Raw genomic sequence first — 20,633 nt, 5'->3', positions numbered from 1 at the left:
CTCTATATTCTAGTAATTTGATTATACGCTTGGGGAGGTAGACCATGGACAAAGAACTAACCGCACAGCTGACACAGTGGCATGAAGATGATGAACACCAGAAGATTGTAGACACCCTGATGGCGATTCCTCCAGAGGACAGAGATTACGAGGTAGTCAGCAGTCTGGCAAGAGCGTATAACAATTTGGGACGTTATGAAGAAGCGCTTGGACACTTCGCGATGATTGCGGAACAGGGGCAGAATGACCATCTGTGGCATTTTCGTGTGGGATATTCCTACTATTATTTGAATCAATATGAGGAAGCGGTGAGAGTGCTGGGTATTGCCCATGACCTCGATCCGGATGATGAGAATACGGTCATGTTTCTGAAATTCAGCCAGCGCAAGCTACGCAAAGAACGGCACGCCGCAGCCAGACAGGCAATCAGAGAGCAACATAATGATTCGGGGACGACTGCAACTCCTTTTGAAGGGATGGACCTCTCCGAATTTTGGAAAGATAGCGATTATGCGCTAAAAGAATATGTTTCTGCCCCGCCTACGGATGAGCTGATTGCTTCTGTAGAAGAAGAACTGGGTTACAAGCTTCCTGCCTCTTATATCAGTCTGATGAAGCAGCACAATGGGGGAGTTCCTTATAATACTTGTTTTCCGACGGAGGATGCGACCTCATGGGCTGAGGATCATATTGCGATTACGGGCATTATGGGCATCGGACGCGAGAAAAGCTATTCACTCTGTGGCGATCTCGGCAGCCCGTTCATGATTGAGGAGTGGGGGTATCCTGACATCGGCGTAGTAATTTGTGACTGCCCTTCGGCAGGCCATGATGTCGTGATGCTGGATTACCGGAACTGTGGGAGGGACGGCGAACCTGAGGTAATTCATGTGGATCAGGAAGATAATTATGAGATTACGTTCCTGGCCCAAGACTTCGAGACATTTATACGCGGTCTGGTGAGTGATGAGGACTACGACACCTCTGAAGAAGATAAAGAGGAGGATTTGCGCAAAGTAGCCGTAGGCCAATTCTCGCCTTTGCTTGCGAAGCTGTGCAGCCATGTGTCTGAGGTAGATCAGCTTGAGCAGAAGATCCGTAGAGTCTGTATCCGAATCGTAGAAGAGAAGGGACACTTTTCCTTTCATGCGGATGAGCTTTCTACTCTGATGTACGATGTGCAGTTCTGGCTGTACACAAGCTCTTATCCAAATACGAGCCGTCAACAATATCTGGATGTATATGAGGAAATGATCGCTTTTGGCGGCGAGTTCGGTCAAGGCGGGTATGCTCCGGGCTGGATCAGCGACTGGCTGGATGGGCGAATACGGGAAGGGCTGATTGTTCAGAAAAACGGGGTGCTTTGCTTCACGGATCAAGCCCGCTCTGAGGTCATTGCACGGCTGGAAGCAGAATCCGCAGAAGAGGACGTTGCCCCTTTTATACTCGTGGATCAGCAAGGTGGAGGCATGTTTGTCATTCTAAATGTGGGTAGCTACCGATCGGAAGTGTTCGAGGCCCGGGCAGACGAAGGATTTGAAGGTAACGGGTACGATTGGGCTTCTTTGGCGGCTGTGTTTGTGAACGAATATATGCCTGAATGGGTAGATACGATTCATTTTGACCCGGAAGCGGATATGTTCTGTGCTTATTCGGAGAATAGCGAAGCTATTAAGCAGTTCGCGGTGCGGTTGAAGCAGGTCTGTGAAAATGAGACGTTGATCCGGGATCTTTTTTCCCGCGCGGAGCTCGATTGATCACAACAGTATTCAGGGGCTCGGTCACACAGAAGGTTGAGAGAATGCGTCAGGTAGGAATCCGTTTCAAGATTTGTTTTCGATGGCACCAATATATGGATGATACGGTTTTTAGCTGACCGTCAGCATCTGCTGCAAGGACGAAGGCTATAAGTCTTGGCTGATTTGCAGCAGATGCTCTTTTTTAGAAAGTTACGGGCATAGATTTGAACATGTGAAGTAGATTATTTTTGATATAATATAGTTAAAAATTTAGTTATTGTATTCTATTGATAGGGAATAATGAGAGAAAAGGAGAGATGGAAATGACGTATATCGTTGATTTTAAAGATGTGTCTACGGTCGGAGTAGAGTCTTCACCTGTAGCAGAGGCGCTTGCTGGTTTACGTGCGAATGAAGCTCGTTACTTTATGAACAAGTACAAGCATGAATTTACAGTTGTCCCAGCTAACGAAAGCCAGGAAAACCTTGATTATGTGAGCCGAATTTTAAAAGAAGAACGTAATATTGAGTTTGCGGCAAAACCTTTAGAAACGTCGCGTTTTCAAGTGGAAAATATTAAATTCACTTATGTCTTTTATGAAGATGGACTTGAGGTTAATGTCATGTATACGGTTGATGATCCTAAGAAGCGAGCCGTTGGTTTTAAGCTTTCTGAGGGGATGGAGATACCAAAGGAGTTAGAAGAGAAGTTTAAATTTGCTAGGCAAAAGTCTAAACTAGCCGGTACAATCCGTGGCTCGTATTTTGTAATCAAAGGAGAGTATTAAAGGAGTAAGAATAATACAAGCCTCTATTCCGAGTGGCGGGATAGAGGCTTTATTTATTTGCTATCTGCATAAGCCAAGTATCTTAAAATGAGGGCGTAACCAAGGGATTCACGGTAACTGTAACCATCGGACCAAGTAATTTAAAGTCCATACTTTCTTTTAATTTATCTAATCCTGCGGAAATGATTTTACAGAATTATCTCCGCAAGGCGATGTATCCCCTGCTCAATTGATGCTTCATCTACTTTTGCAAACCCCAATACCCATCCCTTTCTTTTGCTATCCAGACAATAGGGTCCAAGAGGGTAAACACGTATTCCATGTTGTAGGGCTAAATTTGTCACAGTTTCTTCGTCGTATGATTCCTCAGCCTCAAGTAACATATGCAATCCTGTTTCTACTCCACTGAGTGTAAAACGCTCCCCTAAACCACTAGCCATAATAGCTTTTGTCATGATTTCGTGTCTTCTTCGATATACATTTCTGACTCTTCTCATATGCCGCATAAAATGACCATTTTTAATGAAATGGGTTAGTGTTAGCTGATCCATAATCGGAAGATGACGGTAAGTCAGCTCCTGTACCTTCGCTAGTTGAGCAATTGCCTCGGATGGACCTATAATAGCCGAAATACGAATGCCAGGAGCAATCATTTTAGAAAAACTCATGAGATACAAAGTATTATTGGATGCCTGACTAAACAACGTTGGCAGCGGCTCCCCACGATACCGGAATTCACTATCATAATCGTCTTCAATGATCCAAAACCGTTCTTGAACCGCTTTATGTAGCAATTGTTGCCGACGGGTCTCCGACATAACGACCCCTACTGCGCACTGGTGAGAAGGGGTGGCAAAGATCAGTTTGGATTGAGGGTGAATATGCTCCACCACTAGACCATACTCATCAACGGGAATAGGTACCACATTCATTCGTCGATATTTCATCGCCATCCAAGCAGCTGGGAAACCTGGATCTTCTACTGAAACTGTGTCCCCATCAGCTAAAAGCGACTGTGCGATTAAATCGATACTATGCTGAGCTCCTGAGGTCAACAGAATCTGATTAGTTTGGATATGTATGCCCCGTTCAAGGGATAAATAACGCTGTATTTGCTCACGTAATGGTGTGTAACCGTAGCAATTACCGTAAGCCCAGCTTGATAAATCCATTTCAGCAGATGCGTGGAGCAGCGATTGCCGCCAGCTTTTTTGAAATTGTTCATCCAAATAGGGTTCATGAGGACTGAAATCAATATCCACTTCTAGCTGTTCTTTACCTCTGAACCAGTCATGTAAATGATCAACAGCTGAGTCTAACAAGGAGAGTGAAGGAGGTGTGGGACCCTCTGTTTCTATTTCCTTCGTTGACACATTGAATTGCTTCCATTTACTAACTCGCGTTCCTCCTCGGCGAGAGGTAACAGTATAACCTCGACTTAACAATTCCTCATAGACGATCTGTATAGTTGAACGTGAGACACCTACGATGTGAGCAAGTTCGCGGGTAGGTATTAGTAATTCTCCTGGCGCCCAAACTCCGCTAGTAATATTATGAATCGCTTGATCAAGCAATTGCTGCCAGATCGGTCTCTTATCATTACGAATTACTTTCATCATCGTACACACCTCCAAATAGACGTCCAATCATAATAATATTAATTATGGATTGCTCTAAACGGTGATTTTTGGATATTTTAATGCAATCCATTCATTGATATACTACCGTAACAACGCTGGTATTCGCAATTTGGTCGTTGCCGCACGCTAGAGTTAAAGGAGAGATATCGATATGAATTCGGTTCGTTACAAGAGCAGGGAATGCCTGGATCAAGAGAAGATTGAAGGGTTCCTTCAGCAAGCGAGATTGGGTTATCTTGGGTTGGCTGATGGCAAACTCCCCTATGTTGTGCCACTTAATTATGTATGGACAGAAGGGAAACTCTATTTTCACGGGGCTGGAGACGGAAGGCGTAATCAGGTGATGAGTGTTAATTCAGAGGTGTGTTTTACGGTATGTGAGGAATACGGAACCATTACGGATCCGGTACCTGCGAAAACGGATACAGCTTATATGAGCGTAATGATATTCGGACAAGCAGAACCGATCACGGATTTGGATGAAGCCACTCATGTACTTCAGGAAATGATGAATAAGTATGTACCAGGTTACTATAATCGCCCCCTGTCCAAGCAGCATGTGGAGAAGTATAGATCAGCTGTATTCGGCGGTCCGGTTCAAGTTTATCGGGTAATTCCAAGCCATATGACGGCAAAAGAGAGTCCTATTGAAGCGGAAAAAATGTATAAAAAGGACATGGATACTGAACGCCAAGTTTAACCACAAGATATTCCCAACGAGTATCAATAGCTCAATAAACACGATAAGGCAGCCGATCAGTCAACGTGATCGACTGCCTTTATTCAGCTAATTGGGCAGATTACTTGAACACTATTACAATAAAATTGTTCAAATGATGAAATAATCTGTTATTAAAAGCGCTATTATTTACCATTTGTTATTTACTTTGAAATAAGATATTATGAAGTTAACTTCACATGAAGTAAACTTCATATGAAACGAACTTCACTTCAGAAGAATAAGTTAGTTAGGAGAATTACATTTGAAAAAACTATTCTTACAGCGACTTTTATTATCAATCTTGTTAATGGTATTGGGATTTATTCAATTATATCTCGATACATCGGAAGGATTTAATTATGGTTATGTCATGTTATTCATAGGTGGAATAATTTTGTTGATTTCAATAATTTCTTACCTTAAATCCCGCAATAACAAAATATTAGAAAGGAACATGTCAAAGGAATATGATGAAAGAGATATTTTAATTGATGGAAAAGTTTCTCACTTTTCAATGCGTTTTTTGATGTATGTAATTATAATTATTATGTTTTTAACTAATTTTGTAGTAATTCCTACAAATACTGCATTATTAATTGTTTTAATATCTTTAATCATTAGTGAATTTGGTTCTAGAAAATATTATAATCATGTCCTTTAATCAAGGAGATATTTAATGAAAAATAGAGTGAAAGAATTACGACTAGAACAAGGAATAACTCAACAAGAACTAGCTGATAAAGTAAGTGTATCTTCTAGAACAATCATCTCATTAGAAAAAGAAAAGTATAATCCATCTGTGCTACTTGCGTATAAAATAGCTTCAGTTTTTAATTTATCAATTGAAGAAACGTTTATTTTTGATGAAGATGACAAATAATATTTTTCATAAATATGCACATATGAAACAAACAATGGAGGAATATAATTGCTTAGTATATTATTTATTTTTGGGGTAGTTTTGATAGTTTGGGGTCTTTATCTTATGAGAAAAGAAGAGGGTTTATTTGGGAAGAATAGAAAAAGTAAAAACATATTTAATTTCATACTAATGGGACAAGCTTCAGGATTAGGACAATTTATAAGTGGGATTTTGTGTATTATAGTAGGGATTATCGCAATTATTATGAAGTAGTCATAAATATGAAGTTCTATTTTTTTAGTATGTGTTAGCGGCGGATCCTCCTTTAGAGATCCGCCGCTTATTCAGTTTAAAGGGGCTACTCATGATTTCAATAAATTCCTCAATTCCTATTTCTGTCCCGTCCCTTTTTCTTGAACGTGAGCAATGCTAATCTCCACAAAGTTCAGCACTTCGTCGGATACGGGATATAGTCCTGACTCTAATGTAGGGAGCTTCCTCACTTCCCAAAACTTCTCCATCAATTTCTCGTCTCCATTAAAGGTTTCGTGTGATAGCTTCATTAACTCGCAGGCAATGTTATAACCTTCATCAGATTCAGGTGGAACAGATTGCTGTATGCACCATTCAATCCGGCGCAGCAAAGAGGCATATTGCTGAGTGGTCTGGTCATTACTGTTGAGATTGGGGAGTGCATTCTGTAGAAATGCACTTTCGTCATCGTTGAAATAATCGATCCACTGTTTAGAAATGGGTTGTACGTTATGGACCAGATGAGAAACCCGATCCCAGGAGAGTGTACCTTCTAGATCAATCATGTTGATCAAAGACGTAGTATTTGCAATACTGCCCTGAAGAGAAGTAAGCTGCTCCTGAAGATGATTATGATGTGCGATTAGAATATGACGAAAAGATAGCTTGTCCATTACATTTTGAATGTCTTCAAGCGGTAGTGATAGTGATTTAAGCAACGTTATCTTTTCGAGAGTGAATAAATCTTCCTCTGAATAATAACGGCGGCCGTTATCTTCCTTATAACTCGGTGTAAGAAGACCGATCTGATCATAATAACGTAGGGTTCGAACGGAAATATTCCGCTGTTTGGATACTTGTCCTGTTGTCCATCTATTCATGTTTCTTCTTTCCTCTCGAAAATAATGCTTGCAGGTGACGTAACGTCACCTAATATCATTAAATTATATCACAGAGGATTGAGGGATTAAGGATGACCAGTACGGAAATGTGGAAGAAGATGGATCAGTGGACATGGCGTGAGTTTATTGCTTTACTTGCGCTTGAATTTGTATTCGTTATATTCGTTATCAAGTATGCGGTACAGTCAATGTATGAGCAATGGTTGGGGAATACTCTTTACTCAGGGACTCTTACAGGGCTTACCATCGCGATTGTACTTTTGGTAGGATTATATTTCATTGCTTTACGACCGAAGAAAATGTCCTGGACAGAGGTAGGAGTAAAGGGGTTTCCTGCGAAAGATTGGTGGAGGATTGCCCTGTGGACACTCATTCTCATCGTATTTAGTGTGGCCACTCTCTATCTCACGAGTTTTCTTGGGAATACGGTGGACAACAGCAAAACAGAGAGTCTGAAGCAAAATGTCACTCTATTTACTATAATTATTGGTATCGTGTCGGCAGGGATCGTGTCACCCTTTTATGAGGAGATATTTTACCGTGGATTTATATATCGTTGGCTACGGGCTCGTGTTAGTATGAGATGGGCGATTGTGATTAGTTCGCTAATCTTTACTTTTGCACATTTTCCCACTATGAATGCCATGCCCGTGAATTTTATTAGTGGAGTTGTGCTTGCATGGACCTATGAACGTACGGGATCGGTCGTGCCTGGTATGATTGTTCACGGTGTGTTTAATACGATTGCCGTATTGTTAACAGCGATGAGTTAGAATGATGATTATATTATGTATACACGATGAGCGCTGATGACAGGACACGATAGTTGAGTAATTATAAATAACTTAAGGATATGCCGGTTTCGCTAGAATCTTCATCAAAAAAAAGCCTTTTGGAATAAAATCCAAAGGCTTTTTGTATGCTTATTTTTTTCAAGACCTTATTCAACATCATAATTGATCAGAAAGAAAAAGTCTATACTTTGGGCTGGATTTTATTTACTATTGTGAAGCCGGCAAAACTTAATAAATGGAGTGTTGTTAATGGACGTTACCTATCATCTCGATCAGGCCGACTTACAGGATTATATTGGACGGATTTTTGGCACCAGTTATTTAGTTACTCGTGTTTCACGAATGCATGGTGGGGCACAAAAGGTGGTCTACAAGATTGAGTGCAGTAATGGATTTTCCTGCGTTTTGTATGTGTGGGATCTTTCCATGAATTATTTTGAAGAAGAAAAAGCGAATGAAGATATAAATGAACAGTCCTATGGAAGTGATTTGTTTGAAATAAACAATAAGTATTTAACACAGCATGGAATTCAGACCCCAGCACTTTATGATCTGAATAAGGAAAGAGACCGTTACCCATTTGATTATGCGCTTGTTGAATATATAGATGGACGTAAGGCAGAAAGCTTTTTCCAACATTCCGAATTAGCTGTTCAAGATAAAGTGTTTCAGCAGTTGGGGGATATGCTTACTACTATGCATACCACCGAAAGGCAGTTTTTTGGGAAAGCCAATGCTAACGAGATCAGTACAGAACAATGTCATTCATTACAAATGGAAAATGCGAAAGTACAGCTAGCTTACGCCTCTCAGCATATGGAGAAGATCGGGTCTAATCAAAGTAAACTGCTCGATAAGTTGTATGAGCTTGAATCAAGAATTAAGCCTAGAAAGCAGTATGGATTTATTCATGGGGAACTGGGTCCTGACCATGTATTGGTTAATGATAAGCTGGAGCCCTTTCTGATCGATATCGAAGGAGCAGCGTTCTTTGATATTGAGCATGAGCATAGTTTTTTGGAGATGCGTTTTGGAGATTTCTATCGGTATCTTAAGAACGATAAGCTTGATCCGGATAGGCTGTTATTTTATCAATTGCATCACCATATATCACTAACTTCAGCGGGTTTAAAGCTACAGCATAGAGGATTTCCCGATCAACAATTCGCAAAAGGTCTAGCTGAATATCAATCAGAACGTGCGCTTAGGTTTATCGAAAAATGAAGAAATGGAAATGAAGCAAGAAGCGGCGCGACATCTCTTGTCAAATATCGTGGGGAGCTGAATATTCGAGTTAATACACGGTAACGTTTCAACGAAGGGGGAGTCAACCTAACCTAGGGAGACTCCCTCTCTCTTGTGCGTTCTAGGGACAAGCCTGACGGTAGTCAAGAGGTGTATACGAAAGTAAAGACTAGTATATAGATGGGGGTCCTTTCCTTTCCTATACTAGAACTAGGAAGAGAAGCAGCATGAAGTAGATGCACGACCTATTTTGAGACAATGTGGAGGGGTAATATGAAGAAAAAAAGTAGAATACTTCTGATCGTCGCATTGATCCTAAGTTTAACTATCACGGCATGCGGCAAAACCACAAATGAAGGGGAGAAGCAGCCTGAGAAGCAGCCTGAGACACCTGTGGAACAAAAAAATGAAGTGATTGAAGTTTCAACAGTTTCGGCAAGCGATCAGTATCTCAAATTCGATGAGGGCGAAAGCTTTGAGAAGAACTCGGTCTATGATGCGTATGAGAAAGATATCGGTGTGAAGCTCACGAATAAATGGGTGTCCGCCGATGACGTTCAATTCAAGGAAAAAGTGAAGATGTCCATCGCCTCCAATGATCTTCCGGACTTCATGAAGGTTAATGCTACACAGCTGAAAGAGCTGACCGAAGCGGATATGATTATGGATATCACGGACGTATATGACAAGAATGCGACGGATGAGACTAAGAAATTCTTGTCGATGGATGGCGGAATGCAACTGAAGACCGCCACTTTCGACGGTAAACTCATGGGGATTCCAAGTTCTTATAATCCGTACCAGTATCAGTTCCTCTATGTACGCACGGACTGGCTGAAGAAATTGAACCTGCCGGAACCAAAGACGATGGCGGATCTCTTGACGATCGCCGAAGCGTTCAAAACAAAAGATCCAGGCGGCACTGGGAAACCGTATGGAATTGTAATTAGCAAAGATCCATTTAACAACCAGTCCACAGCTGTTACAGGACTAATAGCATTCTTGAATAGTTACCATGCTTATGAAAATCTTTGGATGGAAGACGGAAATGGCAATTTGGTCAACAGTGACATTCAGCCTCAAGTGAAAGACGCACTTAAGGCGCTGCAGGAAATGTTCAAGAAAGGATTAATTGATCCTGAGTTCGTCGTTAAAGATGTGGAGAAAGCAGCAGAGCTCCTCTATAACAATAACGCAGGTATCGTATACGGCCAGTCTTGGGTACCGGCTCAGCTCGCTAAAGGCGCAGTAAAGGATGGTAAAGTCGTACAAGAGTGGGGCGTATTCCCGATTCCATCGGTGGATAGCGAACCTGCACTATCGCAGATAGGTTTGGGTGTTGACGAATATTATGTTATCTCCAAGCAAGCGAAGCATCCGGAAGGCGTTATTAAATTGCTGAACCATTGGATTGTCGTGGATAATCATCCGACGCCAGAACAGAAAGTATATGAGTATGGTAAAGACCTGAAGGAGAAAGGCAACAACTACTGGCTTCTAAGCCCGCTTCGTGTTGGTAAACAAAAGGATAATAACGGTGAAATATTGCCAAAAGCGATCGAGAACAAAGACGAGAGCATTTTGGAGACGAAAGATCAAAAAACTCGTTACGAGCGTGCCATGAAGTATGTTGACGGTACCGATATCAACATGTGGTGGGAATATCTGATCTCAGGTCCAAAAGGTGCATATTCACTTGTTCCTGAAATTCAGAACAATAAACAGTACCTACAAAACAAATTCTACGGCGCACCGACTCCAACCATGGCAGATCGACAAGAAATCCTGAAGAAGAAGCGGGATGAAGTATACTTCAAGATTATGATGAATCAAGTATCCGTGGATGAATTCGATAAATTCGTAGAAGAGTGGAAAAAGCTTGGCGGCGACGAAATGACCAAAGAAGTCAATGAATGGTACGCGACTCACAAACAATGATAGCAGGAGAATCGAGGGGTTGAACACAAACAACCTCTCTTTTCTTTAACCTAGTTCTTCATTTTTAGTCCTATAGCGAGGTGGATGGCATGAATGTATTAACGCGTATGTGGAAGAGGGAGTGGCCGCTTCACTTGATGTTGGTTCCTGGGATCGTATTGGTCCTCATCTTCAGTTATATCCCGATGGCCGGCATTATGATGGCCTTTCAGAAATACGTACCGAATAAAGGGTTGTTCGGCTCACCATTTATTGGTCTTAAAAACCTTCAGTTACTGATGGATTACCCCGATATCGGCCGGATATTCTTCAATACAGTATACATTGCGGTGATGAAAATTGTAGCAGGTATGATCGTTCCGGTCACCATAGCGATACTTCTGAATGAGCTGCGGAAAGAATGGGTCAAACGGACCTTCCAGACGCTCGTGTACTTGCCGCATTTTCTATCATGGGTCTTGTTAAGCGGTATTCTAATCGATGTATTGTCTCCATCTTCCGGTATTCTCAATCAAGTGCTTGGCTTGTTTGGTATAGACCCTGTTTTTTTCCTGGGAGACAACAAATGGTTCCCTTATGTGATGGTCATATCGGATGTATGGAAAGAGTTCGGATTTGGTACGATTGTCTATCTGGCTGCGCTTACCAGTATTAATCCGTCACTGTACGAGGCAGCGGAGATCGACGGCGCAGGACGCTTTAAGCAGACGTTACATGTGACGCTGCCGGGGATGCTTCCTATTATCGTTCTCATGTTTACGCTTAGTATCGGGAATGTACTGAATGCGGGATTTGATCAAATCTTCAACCTATATAGTCCTCCGGTCTATGAAAGCGCGGATATTATCGATACCTTCGTATATCGTATGGGGATTGAGCAAGCACAGTTCGGTTTCGCTACGGCCGTAGGACTGCTGAAATCGGTCATCTCTTTCATATTCGTATCTATGTCCTATATCTTAGCCTATCGTGTAGCGAATTACCGCATTTTCTAATGCAATCGGCGGTAATTCAGAAGGGAGACACATCGTGCGTACTAACAGATCATTCGGAAGAAAATTGTTTTTGATATGTAATTTTATTTTTCTGGCATCCGTATCTTTGTTATGCCTCATGCCTATTATTCATATTTTGGCGCTCTCGTTCAGCTCCGGGCAGGCAGCATCCGCCGGAAAAGTCATCCTGTGGCCTGTTGAATTCACAACGGCTGCTTATGCTAACGTATTTGGAAAACCTGAATATTTACGCGCATTCTGGGTATCGATTCAGCGGGTCCTTATGGGAACGACAATCAGCATGTTCCTGACGATTATCACGGCCTATCCATTATCCAAAGATTCTCGCCAATTTCGGCTGCGGACCTTCTATTCATGGTTTTTCGTATTCACGATTTTATTCAGTGGCGGGCTTATTCCAAACTATTTAACCGTGAAGAACCTTGGGATGCTCGATACAATCTGGGCTTTGGTGCTGCCGGGAGCGGTCACGGTGTTCAACGTTATTCTGCTGCTGAATTTCTACCGCAGTCTGCCCAAAGAACTTGAGGAATCTTCGCTGCTCGATGGGGCGGGTCAATTTACTACCTTATGGAAAATATATGTGCCGCTATCGTTGCCGGCATTGGCAACGACAGGTCTTTTCACTATGGTGGGGCATTGGAATAGCTGGTTTGATGGTATGATTTACATGAATCATCCCGAGAATTATCCGCTGCAGACCTTCCTGCAGACGATCATTATCAAAATGGATTTCCGCTTTATTAAACCTGAGAGGGCAGAATTAATGATCAAATTGTCCGATCGTACGAGCAGGGCAGCTCAAATATTCGTAGCAGCATTTCCGATTCTTATCGTGTATCCGTTCTTGCAGAGGTTCTTCATTAAAGGAATTGTGATGGGGAGTGTCAAAGAATAAAATAGGGCACTCAAACTATGACATTGCATTGCAGGAGAACAAACGATGAAAATCCGATTCTTGATTAAAGATTCCTCTATATTCCAGAAAATAATGGCTGCCTTTCTGGCAGCCTTGTTTCCGCTCATGGCGATTACCTGGTTGATTAATGAGAAGGGTTCGGACAATATTCGGAGTGAAATTTCCGAGTCTATTCTAAATACGACTCGCTTCTATCTGGATTCACTCGACAAGGAAGCAGACCGGATCAGCCGTTATTTGCCGAACTATGTGATGGACAAAGACTTGATGGAAATTGCAACTACAGGCAATTACATGAGTTATTACGATCGTGCGCAAAAAATATTAGATATCCAAAGACGGCTTGAATTGATGAAGAACTCAAGTCCATTTATTCAAGAAGCAAGGGCGTATATCCCTCTTATCGACCGAACGATTCTTAGCAATAAATTTGAAACTTCGATGAATAAGCAGGAATATGCTTCTATGCAGCAAAACAAGAGATTATACGAAGAACCTTTCATTTACTGGAACGATCGATTATTTATTTCCATGCAATACCCCATTAATACCGTTAAAAATCCGATTTATATCGTAGCGGTTGAATTATCGACTATCAAAATCAGAGAAACGTTATCTCAAATCGGCAGCTCGCGTGGTGGACAGAGCGTATTGCTCAATCTGGAACGTGGTTGGGAGATCGAGAGTGACATGGATCCGGAACTGCTGGAACAAATGAAATCCTTCGCTGCGGATAAGCGGGAATTGCAAAAAGACGAAGGATACGAAACGATTATGTATAATGGTAAGCGGTTTCTTACGGTATATAAATACTCCAGTCTCTGGAATTCCTATTCGATTATGTGCATTCCCGAAGAGACGATTTTGGGTTCTCTTGAGATCTATCGAACATTGTTCTGGTGGGCTTGCGCGCTAGCTGTGGGTATTGTCGTTTTCTTCTCCTACTTTCTATTACGATTTATCTATCGGCCATTAATGAAACTTGTGCATTCCTTTCGGCGCGTTCAGCAGAATAGGCTGGAACCGATCGTGATCGATCGTGGAGCCGATGAGTTCGGGTATTTGTACCAAGCTTTTAATAATACGATCCGATCCTTGAAAACACTAATCGAGGAAAATTACGAGCAGCAAATCAGGAACCAGCGTTCCGAACTGAAACGATTGCAATCGCAAATTAATCCTCATTTTTTATATAACTGTTTTTTTGTATTGTGCCGGTTAATTAAATCCGAGAATCAGAAGGAAAAAGCTTATCAATTCTGCCTGTACATCGGACAATATTTTCAGTTCATTACTCGTGATGACGAGGATGATATTCCGCTGGGGCTGGAGGTCAATCATTCTCGCACGTATGTAGACATGCAAACCATATGTTACGGAGACCGTATTCAAGTCAAGTTCGAAGGTGATGTTCCCGATCTCTTCGTGCCGAGGCTGATTCTGCAGCCGATCATCGAAAATGCTTATAAGCATGCCTTGGGCAATATGATTCAGCAGGGTGAGCTATGGGTTCATTGTGAGCGGGTGGGTGATGTATTCTCCATCTATGTCGAAGATAATGGCAGAAGCATCTCCGATGCGGAGATCGAACAGCTTCAGAAGCGACTGCGTCAATCCACCACTCGGATGGAGGAAACAACCGGAATCATAAATGTGCATCGCAGAATACAACTGCGGTACGGTGAGGAATATGGCATTACAGTGTCACGTTCTGCTCTTGGTGGACTTCAAGTAAGAATCAATCTGAGCGCGAACTAGAGGAGGAATCAGCATGTACCGACTGCTAATCGTCGATGACCTTCCCATTATTGTCGATGGTCTTCTGGAGCTATTCAATGAGACCGATCATTTACAACTCGAGGTTATGAAGGCATATTCAGGTGAAGAAGCACTGGAGGTACTGTCTCATCATCGTATTGATATCGTGATTTCCGACATTAAGATGCCTGGACTGGAAGGGATTGAGCTGCTTCGGGAAATCAAATCCCAGTGGCCGGCCTGCAAAGTTATTTTCTTAACAGGATACAATGATTTTCATTATGCAAGGAGCGCAATTACGTACGGTGGGTTCGATTATATTCTGAAGGTCGAAAGTGATGAGAAAATTATTCAGTCCGTAGAACGGGCGATTGAGAAAATTGAAGAAGAAAATAACCAAGAACAGATGATCGCTAGAGCGCAATCCAAAATGAGACTGGCATTGCCCTCCCTGCAAAAAGAGTATGTGTGGGAGCTCTTTCAAGGCAAGCATGTATCGGATAGCCAATTAAAGCAGGCGTTCAAAGAAATCGATATCCCGCTTGATGCGACATTGCCGGTTTACTTGCTCATAGGCAGGGTAGACGCATGGAAAGAAATGTTCACGACGCCGGATAAAGCGTTATTGACTTACGCCGTACAGAACATTTGCGATGAGTATTTGTCCACGCAGGTCAGATGCTATTCCGTTGTATTCGAGTTATCCAAAATCGTCTGGATGATTCAACCGAAAATCCCGGATGGATCGTCTATCGAATACGGGGATCAGGATTGGATCAGAGCTCATCGGTATACGAGCGGTATTCTGGAGACTGTGCAGGGAAATTGCAAGAGATTGCTGAGTTTATCGGTTTCTTTCCTTCTTGGAAGTGAAGCAACGACATGGGATAACATATCTGATCGGTTTCACTCGATCAAATACGGCCTGGTACAAGGACATGGATTATTTAATGAGGTCATATTGACCGATAAAGACATTCAAAGAGAAGTGAACGGTGATCTGAGTGGGAACTACCACGATGCCTTCTATCACGCCCGTGTTCAATTGCTGATGTCTTGTCTCGAGAATAATCATCGGGAGCAATTCAACAAGCTGTATGCCGAACTAACGTCCATTTGGAATGATGAGGAGTCGCCGAATGAGCGGAAGATCGAACTGTATCATTCGCTTTCAGCTATTTTTCTGTTCTATATCCATAAGAATCGGGAAATTCGGGATTACATCAATACGCTGATGGATCTGGATAAGTTATATCGCTATGGTGATTCCGCATCATGGTCGGAGCTGATTCAATACTTCTCGCAAATGGCGGATTGCTTCTTCGAATGGAATGCGCTGCGGGGTACGCAATTGCCGACAGAGGTCGTGAATAAAGTACATCGATATATTGAAGAACATATTTCCACTGATATCTCCTTAAATGCGCTGGCCGATTACGTGAGCTTGAATCCATCTTATTTGTCCCGACTTTATAAGCAAATCACTGGAATGGGGTTATCTAAATATGTGAACGACTATCGTAACCTGATCGCCAAAGATATGCTGCTCAACACATCGATGAAAGTGAATGAAATTGCTGCTGCCCTGGGGTACAACTCAGCGCTTGCGTTTATTCGCTTCTTCAAGAAGCAGAACGAAACGACGCCGCAAGATTTCCGTATGGCAAGGATCCATATACAGAATCAAGGTCAATAAATGTATATGAAATGTCAGTAACGATCTCTTTTGCCTCCGTTCCTACCGCCTTACAATGGAAGTACACTAGGTGCGCAAGAGGAGGAGTAGTCTTGAGAACATTAACAGCTGTATTACTTGGCGCTGGCAGTCGAGGAAGATATATTTATGGGCCCTACGCGGAGAAGTTCCCGAATGAATTAAAGATTGTTGCCGTAGCTGAGCCGGATGATGAACGTAGAAATCGATTTGCAGAGATTCATAGAATTGCCCCAGAACATGTCTACGATTCTTGGGAGAAAGTATTCGATCAGGGTCAAATTGCGGACGTGATGATAATTGCTACGCTCGATCGGATGCATTATATACCAGCGATGAAAGCGATGGAGCTAGGCTATCATGTCATGTTAGAGAAGCCGATGTCTCCTTCCATGGAAGAATGCATCGAATTGGAGCAAGCTTCGCTTCGGTATAAGCGATTGCTCGTCGTAACCCATGTCCTGCGATATTCCCCGTTCTGGTCTGGGATCAAAAAATGCATCGAAGACGGTGAACTCGGAACGATAGGTACGATTCAATTAACCGAAAATGTGGGCTACATGCATATGACACACAGTTATGTCCGCGGGAATTGGCGCAATTCGGAGGAGACGAGTCCCATGATCCTGGCCAAATCATGCCATGATCTGGATCTCATCTCATGGCTTATGAATCAACCGTGTACAAGCGTGAGCTCGTACGGATCATTACTGCATTTCAGGGCGGAGAACGCTCCGGAAGGCTCCGCGGATCGCTGTATCAACGGCTGTGAGGTTGAAAAGGAATGCGCCTTCTCGGCGATGAAAATATATATTCAGCCCCCGGAACACCCTTGGGCACGCTATATGACGAATGATTTGTCGCAAGAGGGGATCTTGAAGGCGCTGAAGGAAGGACCGTGGGGTCGCTGCGTGTATCGCTGCGATAATAATGTCGTGGATCACCAGGTAGTCAACATGGAGTTCGAGAACGGAGCGAATGCATCGTTCATCATGTCAGGGCTGACACAGAGCGGCACGCGCCGGGTTCAAATTATGGGAACACAAGGCGAGATCATCGGGGATATGGACAAAGGATCTTTCACGCTGTACCGCTATGTATCGGGCGAGAAGGTTGAGATTGGCTGCAATGTGGAAGGCGATGGTCATGGAGGCGGCGATGACCGTATGGTAAGCTCATTCCTGCGGAATGTGCGTCAATTCGACAGCAATCCATCGCAAGGTTTGACCTCGGCGACGGCATCCCTGCAGAGTCATTTGATCGCATTCGCGTCGGAACATTCGAGATTGAACGCAGGTCAGGCGGTCAAGCTTTCGGACTTGCAGAAGAAAGGACAAATGTCTGTATAAGATCAAATGATACTAGGAAGCCTCTTTCGAAGTGATGGGATGCCGTCATGGAGAGGGAGGTTTTTTAGTATGTATTTGATTCAAGTAATTGAGTCAATATGGGGAAGGTTTTTCGTTACATAATCTCAAGGCATAATAAAAGACCGCTCTACTGGAATGACTTCCGGATCTGCGGCCTTAGGACAAGATTCTATTATAGGGTCAATCTGTATCTAAAGGTGGTGAAATTAATGGAATTTAACAGTCTTGATACGAGCTTCTTCTTCATAGGTGAGTGGTTTTGGGGATCTTGGAGTGTGCAAGTGGCGTTGCACAGAATATTCCATTTTTTGATAATCCTCATTACCTGAATTCATCGTTGGATTCCAATTTTCCGTTACCCAATTTTTAAGTTCTTTAAGACCTGCTAGCATTTCCTCCAGCCTCCTTTGGCGAAGAAACAATATATTTTGTATTGTTCTGGTTACGCTTTCATTATATCATAGAAATTAGTTTTTTAAAGCTGTGTCCACGTGAAAAACACAGTTTTTAAGTGAACATTGTGTGTTAATTAGGGTTTGTGCTTCCTATGGAGAAAAGTGTCTCCTTGTAGGAGACACTTATATTAGATTTAAAAGGATAATCTATTGCCCTTGAGAGCCGCAAAGGATTTCTAGTAATTACCAATACGGCAGATGACTTTAAGGTCGTAGATAGTGTTACTCTGATAATAACTAGAGCTGCATATATCGTCCGATATTCTATTTTTAATTGGAAAATAAGGTCTTATTTTATGGGCATTTACTTAAATGAAACTATTTTTCTAGTATGATCGTTCTTCTGGTGGAAATAAATTTTATTTTTAAAAAAATAGAGAAAATAATTTACAGAACTAAATTTAAGTGATATCTTGAATATGTAGAAAAGAAACCGTTCACATCTTAAGGGGGATTATCAATGACACTCAACAAGTTCCACGGAATTATACCTGCCTTCTATGCTTGCTATGACGATCAAGGAAATATTTCCGAATCCCGGACACATGCCTTATGTGATTACTTATTTGAAAAAGGAGTTCAAGGTGTTTATGTGGGAGGTAGTTCTGGAGAATGTATCTACCAGAGTCTGGACGAACGCAAAGCGGTACTTAGCTATGTAGCTAGTAACCTGAAAGGTAAAATGACACTGATTGCTCATGTAGGAGCCCCTTCTACTAGAGATAGTATCGAATTAGCAAAACATGCGGCGAGCTTAGGATATGATGCACTATCCGCAATCCCACCTATATATTTCAAATTACCTGATAGTGCAGTAACTAAATACTGGAGCGATATTATGGAGGCAACTCCTCTACCGTTCATTATCTACAACATTCTTCAGACTACGGGATATACACTAACTCCAGCTTTATTCGAGAAACTGCTTACTAATAAAAAAGTTATCGGCGTTAAGAATTCTTCTATGCCACCTATGGATATTGAACGCTTCAAAAGAGTGGGTGGAAAAGATGTAGTGGTCTTTAATGGAACGGATGAACAGTATGTTGCGGGAAGAATCATGGGAGCCGATGCTGGCATTGGTGGTACTTATGCAGTTATGCCGGAGCTGTTCTTGCAAGCTAATACATTTGTACTTGCCGGCAAGTTTGAGGAAGCAGGACAACTTCAAAGTGAGATCAACGATATCATCATCGCGCTTTGTTCCCTCAAGGGTTCTATGTATGCGGAAATTAAAGAGGTTCTGAGATTAAGAGGCGTAAACATTGGTAGTGTAAGAGCACCGCTTGAAGGGGTAGCCGCTGAAGATGCTGGTCCAATCGCAGATATTATGAAATTGATTGATCAAGCGATCGAAAAATATTGTGGTTAATGCAATGAAGAGAACCATCGTATGCTTTGGTGATTCCAATACTTGGGGCTACGACGCAGAGACGGATCAAAGGTTTAATGATGAAATACGTTGGACCGGGCTTCTGCATGCAGAACTGGGCGACGCTTATCGTGTCATAGAAGAAGGGCTTCCTGGTAGAACTAGTGTTAGTGACGATCCGCTATTTGAAGGGTTAGCCGGAATATCTTATCTCTATCCATGCCTCATGTCACATGCACCACTTGATTTGGTAGTGATCATGCTTGGGACGAATGATACGAAAGAAATATTTGCACTAACTTCTTATAACATCGCACAAGGTATTGTTAGGCTCGCTCATAAATCTAGAGGGAGCGGGGCAGGTCCAGCCGGAAAAGCTCCAGAAGTGCTTGTATTGGTTATTCACTAGTTCGCTTAAGAACAGTTCAGATGTTGTGAAGATGCCTCCAGACTGGTGGCCTAAATCGATCACATTCTCCAACTATGTGGATGTGTTTCAGAACCAACCAGCTTTAAGATGGACGTTTAATAGTATTTATGTCTCAGGCGTATCTACGATTATCGTTATTATTGTAGGCGCTATGGCTGCCTATGCATTCTCAAAGATCAATTTTAAAGGTAAAGATATCATCTTCATTATTTTCATATCGAGCTTGATGATTCCTAAGGAAATTATGATCGTGCCTTTATTCCGGATTACACAGCAATTTGGAATGGTGAATTCGTATAACGGTATGATTTGGCCGAACGTTGCGGGTGCATTTGGAGTGTTCCTATTAAAAGGATTCTTCGATTTAACCCCTAACGCTTTGAGAGAAGCCGGGAGAATAGATGGTGCAAATGAATGGAGAATCTTTACTCGCATCATGGTGCCTATTATTAAACCTGGTATTGGAGCCTTATTTATTCTGAATTTCGTGCAAGTCTGGAATGATTATTTGTGGCAGCTGGTTATAGGCCAAGAGAACAAAATGAAAACATTAATGGATGGTACTGCAACCTTAATGCAGGATCTGAATCCTAATTTCGCATATAAAATGGCCGGAGCCACCATTGCTGCAATTCCGATGTTGCTAGTGTTCATGTTATTCCAACGTTTCTTCACCAATGGAATTACAGCAGGAGCAGTCAAAGAATAAATAAAAATG

General features: G+C 42.2%; 20 protein-coding genes and 1 pseudogene. 18 read left to right on the top strand and 3 right to left on the bottom strand.

The window, feature by feature from the left end:
* Positions 1-44: 44 nt before the first annotated feature.
* The 3 genes and pseudogenes from NST34_RS26455 to NST34_RS26445 form a co-directional block, all read left to right on the top strand.
* Positions 45-1,406, top strand: a pseudogene (locus NST34_RS26455) (SMI1/KNR4 family protein); the annotation flags it as partial.
* Positions 1,407-1,448: 42 nt separating this feature from the next.
* Positions 1,449-1,757, top strand: coding sequence for an immunity 51 family protein (locus NST34_RS26450; protein WP_341129599.1), 309 nt, complete (start codon positions 1,449-1,451; stop codon positions 1,755-1,757).
* A 305-nt stretch (positions 1,758-2,062) separates the two neighbouring features.
* Positions 2,063-2,527: a phage tail protein gene (locus NST34_RS26445; RefSeq protein ID WP_341059606.1), complete on the top strand. Its 465-nt coding sequence runs from the start codon at positions 2,063-2,065 to the stop codon at positions 2,525-2,527.
* 188 nt (positions 2,528-2,715) lie between these two features.
* Here the strand turns inward: NST34_RS26445 and pdxR are convergent, their stop codons facing one another.
* Complete coding sequence (gene pdxR / locus NST34_RS26440) at positions 2,716-4,146, bottom strand: MocR-like pyridoxine biosynthesis transcription factor PdxR (RefSeq protein WP_076300445.1); 1,431 nt, start codon at positions 4,144-4,146, stop codon at positions 2,716-2,718.
* A gap of 172 nt (positions 4,147-4,318) precedes the next feature.
* Between pdxR and NST34_RS26435 the strand changes: the two genes are divergently transcribed.
* From NST34_RS26435 to NST34_RS26420, 4 genes are all read left to right on the top strand, one after another.
* Complete coding sequence (locus NST34_RS26435) at positions 4,319-4,867, top strand: pyridoxamine 5'-phosphate oxidase family protein (RefSeq protein WP_076286017.1); 549 nt, start codon at positions 4,319-4,321, stop codon at positions 4,865-4,867.
* A 283-nt stretch (positions 4,868-5,150) separates the two neighbouring features.
* Entirely contained in the window at positions 5,151-5,549 is a 399-nt protein-coding gene (locus NST34_RS26430) for a hypothetical protein (RefSeq protein WP_341129086.1), read from the top strand.
* 15 nt (positions 5,550-5,564) lie between these two features.
* Positions 5,565-5,768: a helix-turn-helix transcriptional regulator gene (locus NST34_RS26425; protein ID WP_076286019.1), complete on the top strand. Its 204-nt coding sequence runs from the start codon at positions 5,565-5,567 to the stop codon at positions 5,766-5,768.
* Between the two features lie 105 nt (positions 5,769-5,873).
* Complete coding sequence (locus tag NST34_RS26420; protein ID WP_445667134.1) at positions 5,874-6,023, top strand: hypothetical protein; 150 nt, start codon at positions 5,874-5,876, stop codon at positions 6,021-6,023.
* A gap of 116 nt (positions 6,024-6,139) precedes the next feature.
* Here NST34_RS26420 and NST34_RS26415 read toward each other — a convergent pair whose 3' ends face one another.
* On the bottom strand, positions 6,140-6,883 hold the full coding sequence (locus tag NST34_RS26415; protein ID WP_076286021.1) for a MerR family transcriptional regulator: 744 nt from the start codon (positions 6,881-6,883) through the stop codon (positions 6,140-6,142).
* A gap of 92 nt (positions 6,884-6,975) precedes the next feature.
* Between NST34_RS26415 and NST34_RS26410 the strand changes: the two genes are divergently transcribed.
* The 8 genes from NST34_RS26410 (at position 6,976) to NST34_RS26375 (ending at position 17,637) form a co-directional block, all read left to right on the top strand.
* A complete protein-coding gene (locus NST34_RS26410; RefSeq protein ID WP_341129084.1) occupies positions 6,976-7,677 on the top strand; it encodes a CPBP family intramembrane glutamic endopeptidase in 702 nt (233 codons plus the stop codon).
* A 315-nt stretch (positions 7,678-7,992) separates the two neighbouring features.
* Entirely contained in the window at positions 7,993-8,922 is a 930-nt protein-coding gene (locus NST34_RS26405) for a phosphotransferase (RefSeq protein WP_341129598.1), read from the top strand.
* Positions 8,923-9,216: 294 nt separating this feature from the next.
* On the top strand, positions 9,217-10,881 hold the full coding sequence (locus tag NST34_RS26400; protein ID WP_042191393.1) for an extracellular solute-binding protein: 1,665 nt from the start codon (positions 9,217-9,219) through the stop codon (positions 10,879-10,881).
* 89 nt (positions 10,882-10,970) lie between these two features.
* Positions 10,971-11,876 carry an ABC transporter permease gene (locus NST34_RS26395; protein ID WP_042191391.1) on the top strand — a complete coding sequence of 302 codons (906 nt, stop codon included), beginning with the start codon at positions 10,971-10,973 and terminating at the stop codon, positions 11,874-11,876.
* 34 nt (positions 11,877-11,910) lie between these two features.
* On the top strand, positions 11,911-12,795 hold the full coding sequence (locus tag NST34_RS26390) for a carbohydrate ABC transporter permease (RefSeq protein ID WP_042191389.1): 885 nt from the start codon (positions 11,911-11,913) through the stop codon (positions 12,793-12,795).
* 45 nt (positions 12,796-12,840) lie between these two features.
* On the top strand, positions 12,841-14,574 hold the full coding sequence (locus NST34_RS26385) for a sensor histidine kinase (RefSeq protein ID WP_076286024.1): 1,734 nt from the start codon (positions 12,841-12,843) through the stop codon (positions 14,572-14,574).
* Positions 14,575-14,587: 13 nt separating this feature from the next.
* Positions 14,588-16,270 carry a response regulator gene (locus tag NST34_RS26380; RefSeq protein WP_076286025.1) on the top strand — a complete coding sequence of 561 codons (1,683 nt, stop codon included), beginning with the start codon at positions 14,588-14,590 and terminating at the stop codon, positions 16,268-16,270.
* Positions 16,271-16,362: 92 nt separating this feature from the next.
* Complete coding sequence (locus NST34_RS26375) at positions 16,363-17,637, top strand: Gfo/Idh/MocA family protein (protein ID WP_076286026.1); 1,275 nt, start codon at positions 16,363-16,365, stop codon at positions 17,635-17,637.
* A gap of 227 nt (positions 17,638-17,864) precedes the next feature.
* Here NST34_RS26375 and NST34_RS26370 read toward each other — a convergent pair whose 3' ends face one another.
* Positions 17,865-18,050 (bottom strand): hypothetical protein, encoded by a 186-nt coding sequence (locus tag NST34_RS26370; protein WP_042130754.1) that lies wholly within the window; start codon positions 18,048-18,050, stop codon positions 17,865-17,867.
* 523 nt (positions 18,051-18,573) lie between these two features.
* On the opposite strand from NST34_RS26370, the gene NST34_RS26365 reads away from it, so the two are divergent.
* Genes NST34_RS26365 through NST34_RS26355 form a run of 3 tightly spaced genes read left to right on the top strand, consistent with a single transcriptional unit; the run spans position 18,574 to position 20,624 of the window.
* Positions 18,574-19,485 carry a dihydrodipicolinate synthase family protein gene (locus NST34_RS26365; RefSeq protein ID WP_341129083.1) on the top strand — a complete coding sequence of 304 codons (912 nt, stop codon included), beginning with the start codon at positions 18,574-18,576 and terminating at the stop codon, positions 19,483-19,485.
* A 4-nt stretch (positions 19,486-19,489) separates the two neighbouring features.
* The gene (locus NST34_RS26360) at positions 19,490-19,894 is read left to right on the top strand and encodes a GDSL-type esterase/lipase family protein (RefSeq protein ID WP_341129082.1); all 405 of its coding nucleotides are present in this window, start codon (positions 19,490-19,492) and stop codon (positions 19,892-19,894) included.
* Positions 19,875-20,624, top strand: a complete 750-nt coding sequence (locus NST34_RS26355; protein WP_341129081.1) for a carbohydrate ABC transporter permease — start codon at positions 19,875-19,877, stop codon at positions 20,622-20,624. Before NST34_RS26360 ends, NST34_RS26355 begins: the two co-directional genes overlap by 20 nt.
* Positions 20,625-20,633 lie beyond the last annotated feature (9 nt).

The organism is Paenibacillus sp. FSL H7-0714, assembly GCF_038003765.1.
Lineage (GTDB): Bacteria > Bacillota > Bacilli > Paenibacillales > Paenibacillaceae > Paenibacillus_AQ.
The sequence above is the reverse complement of the archived record's forward strand: the minus strand, read 5'-3'. Positions and strand labels throughout refer to the sequence as shown.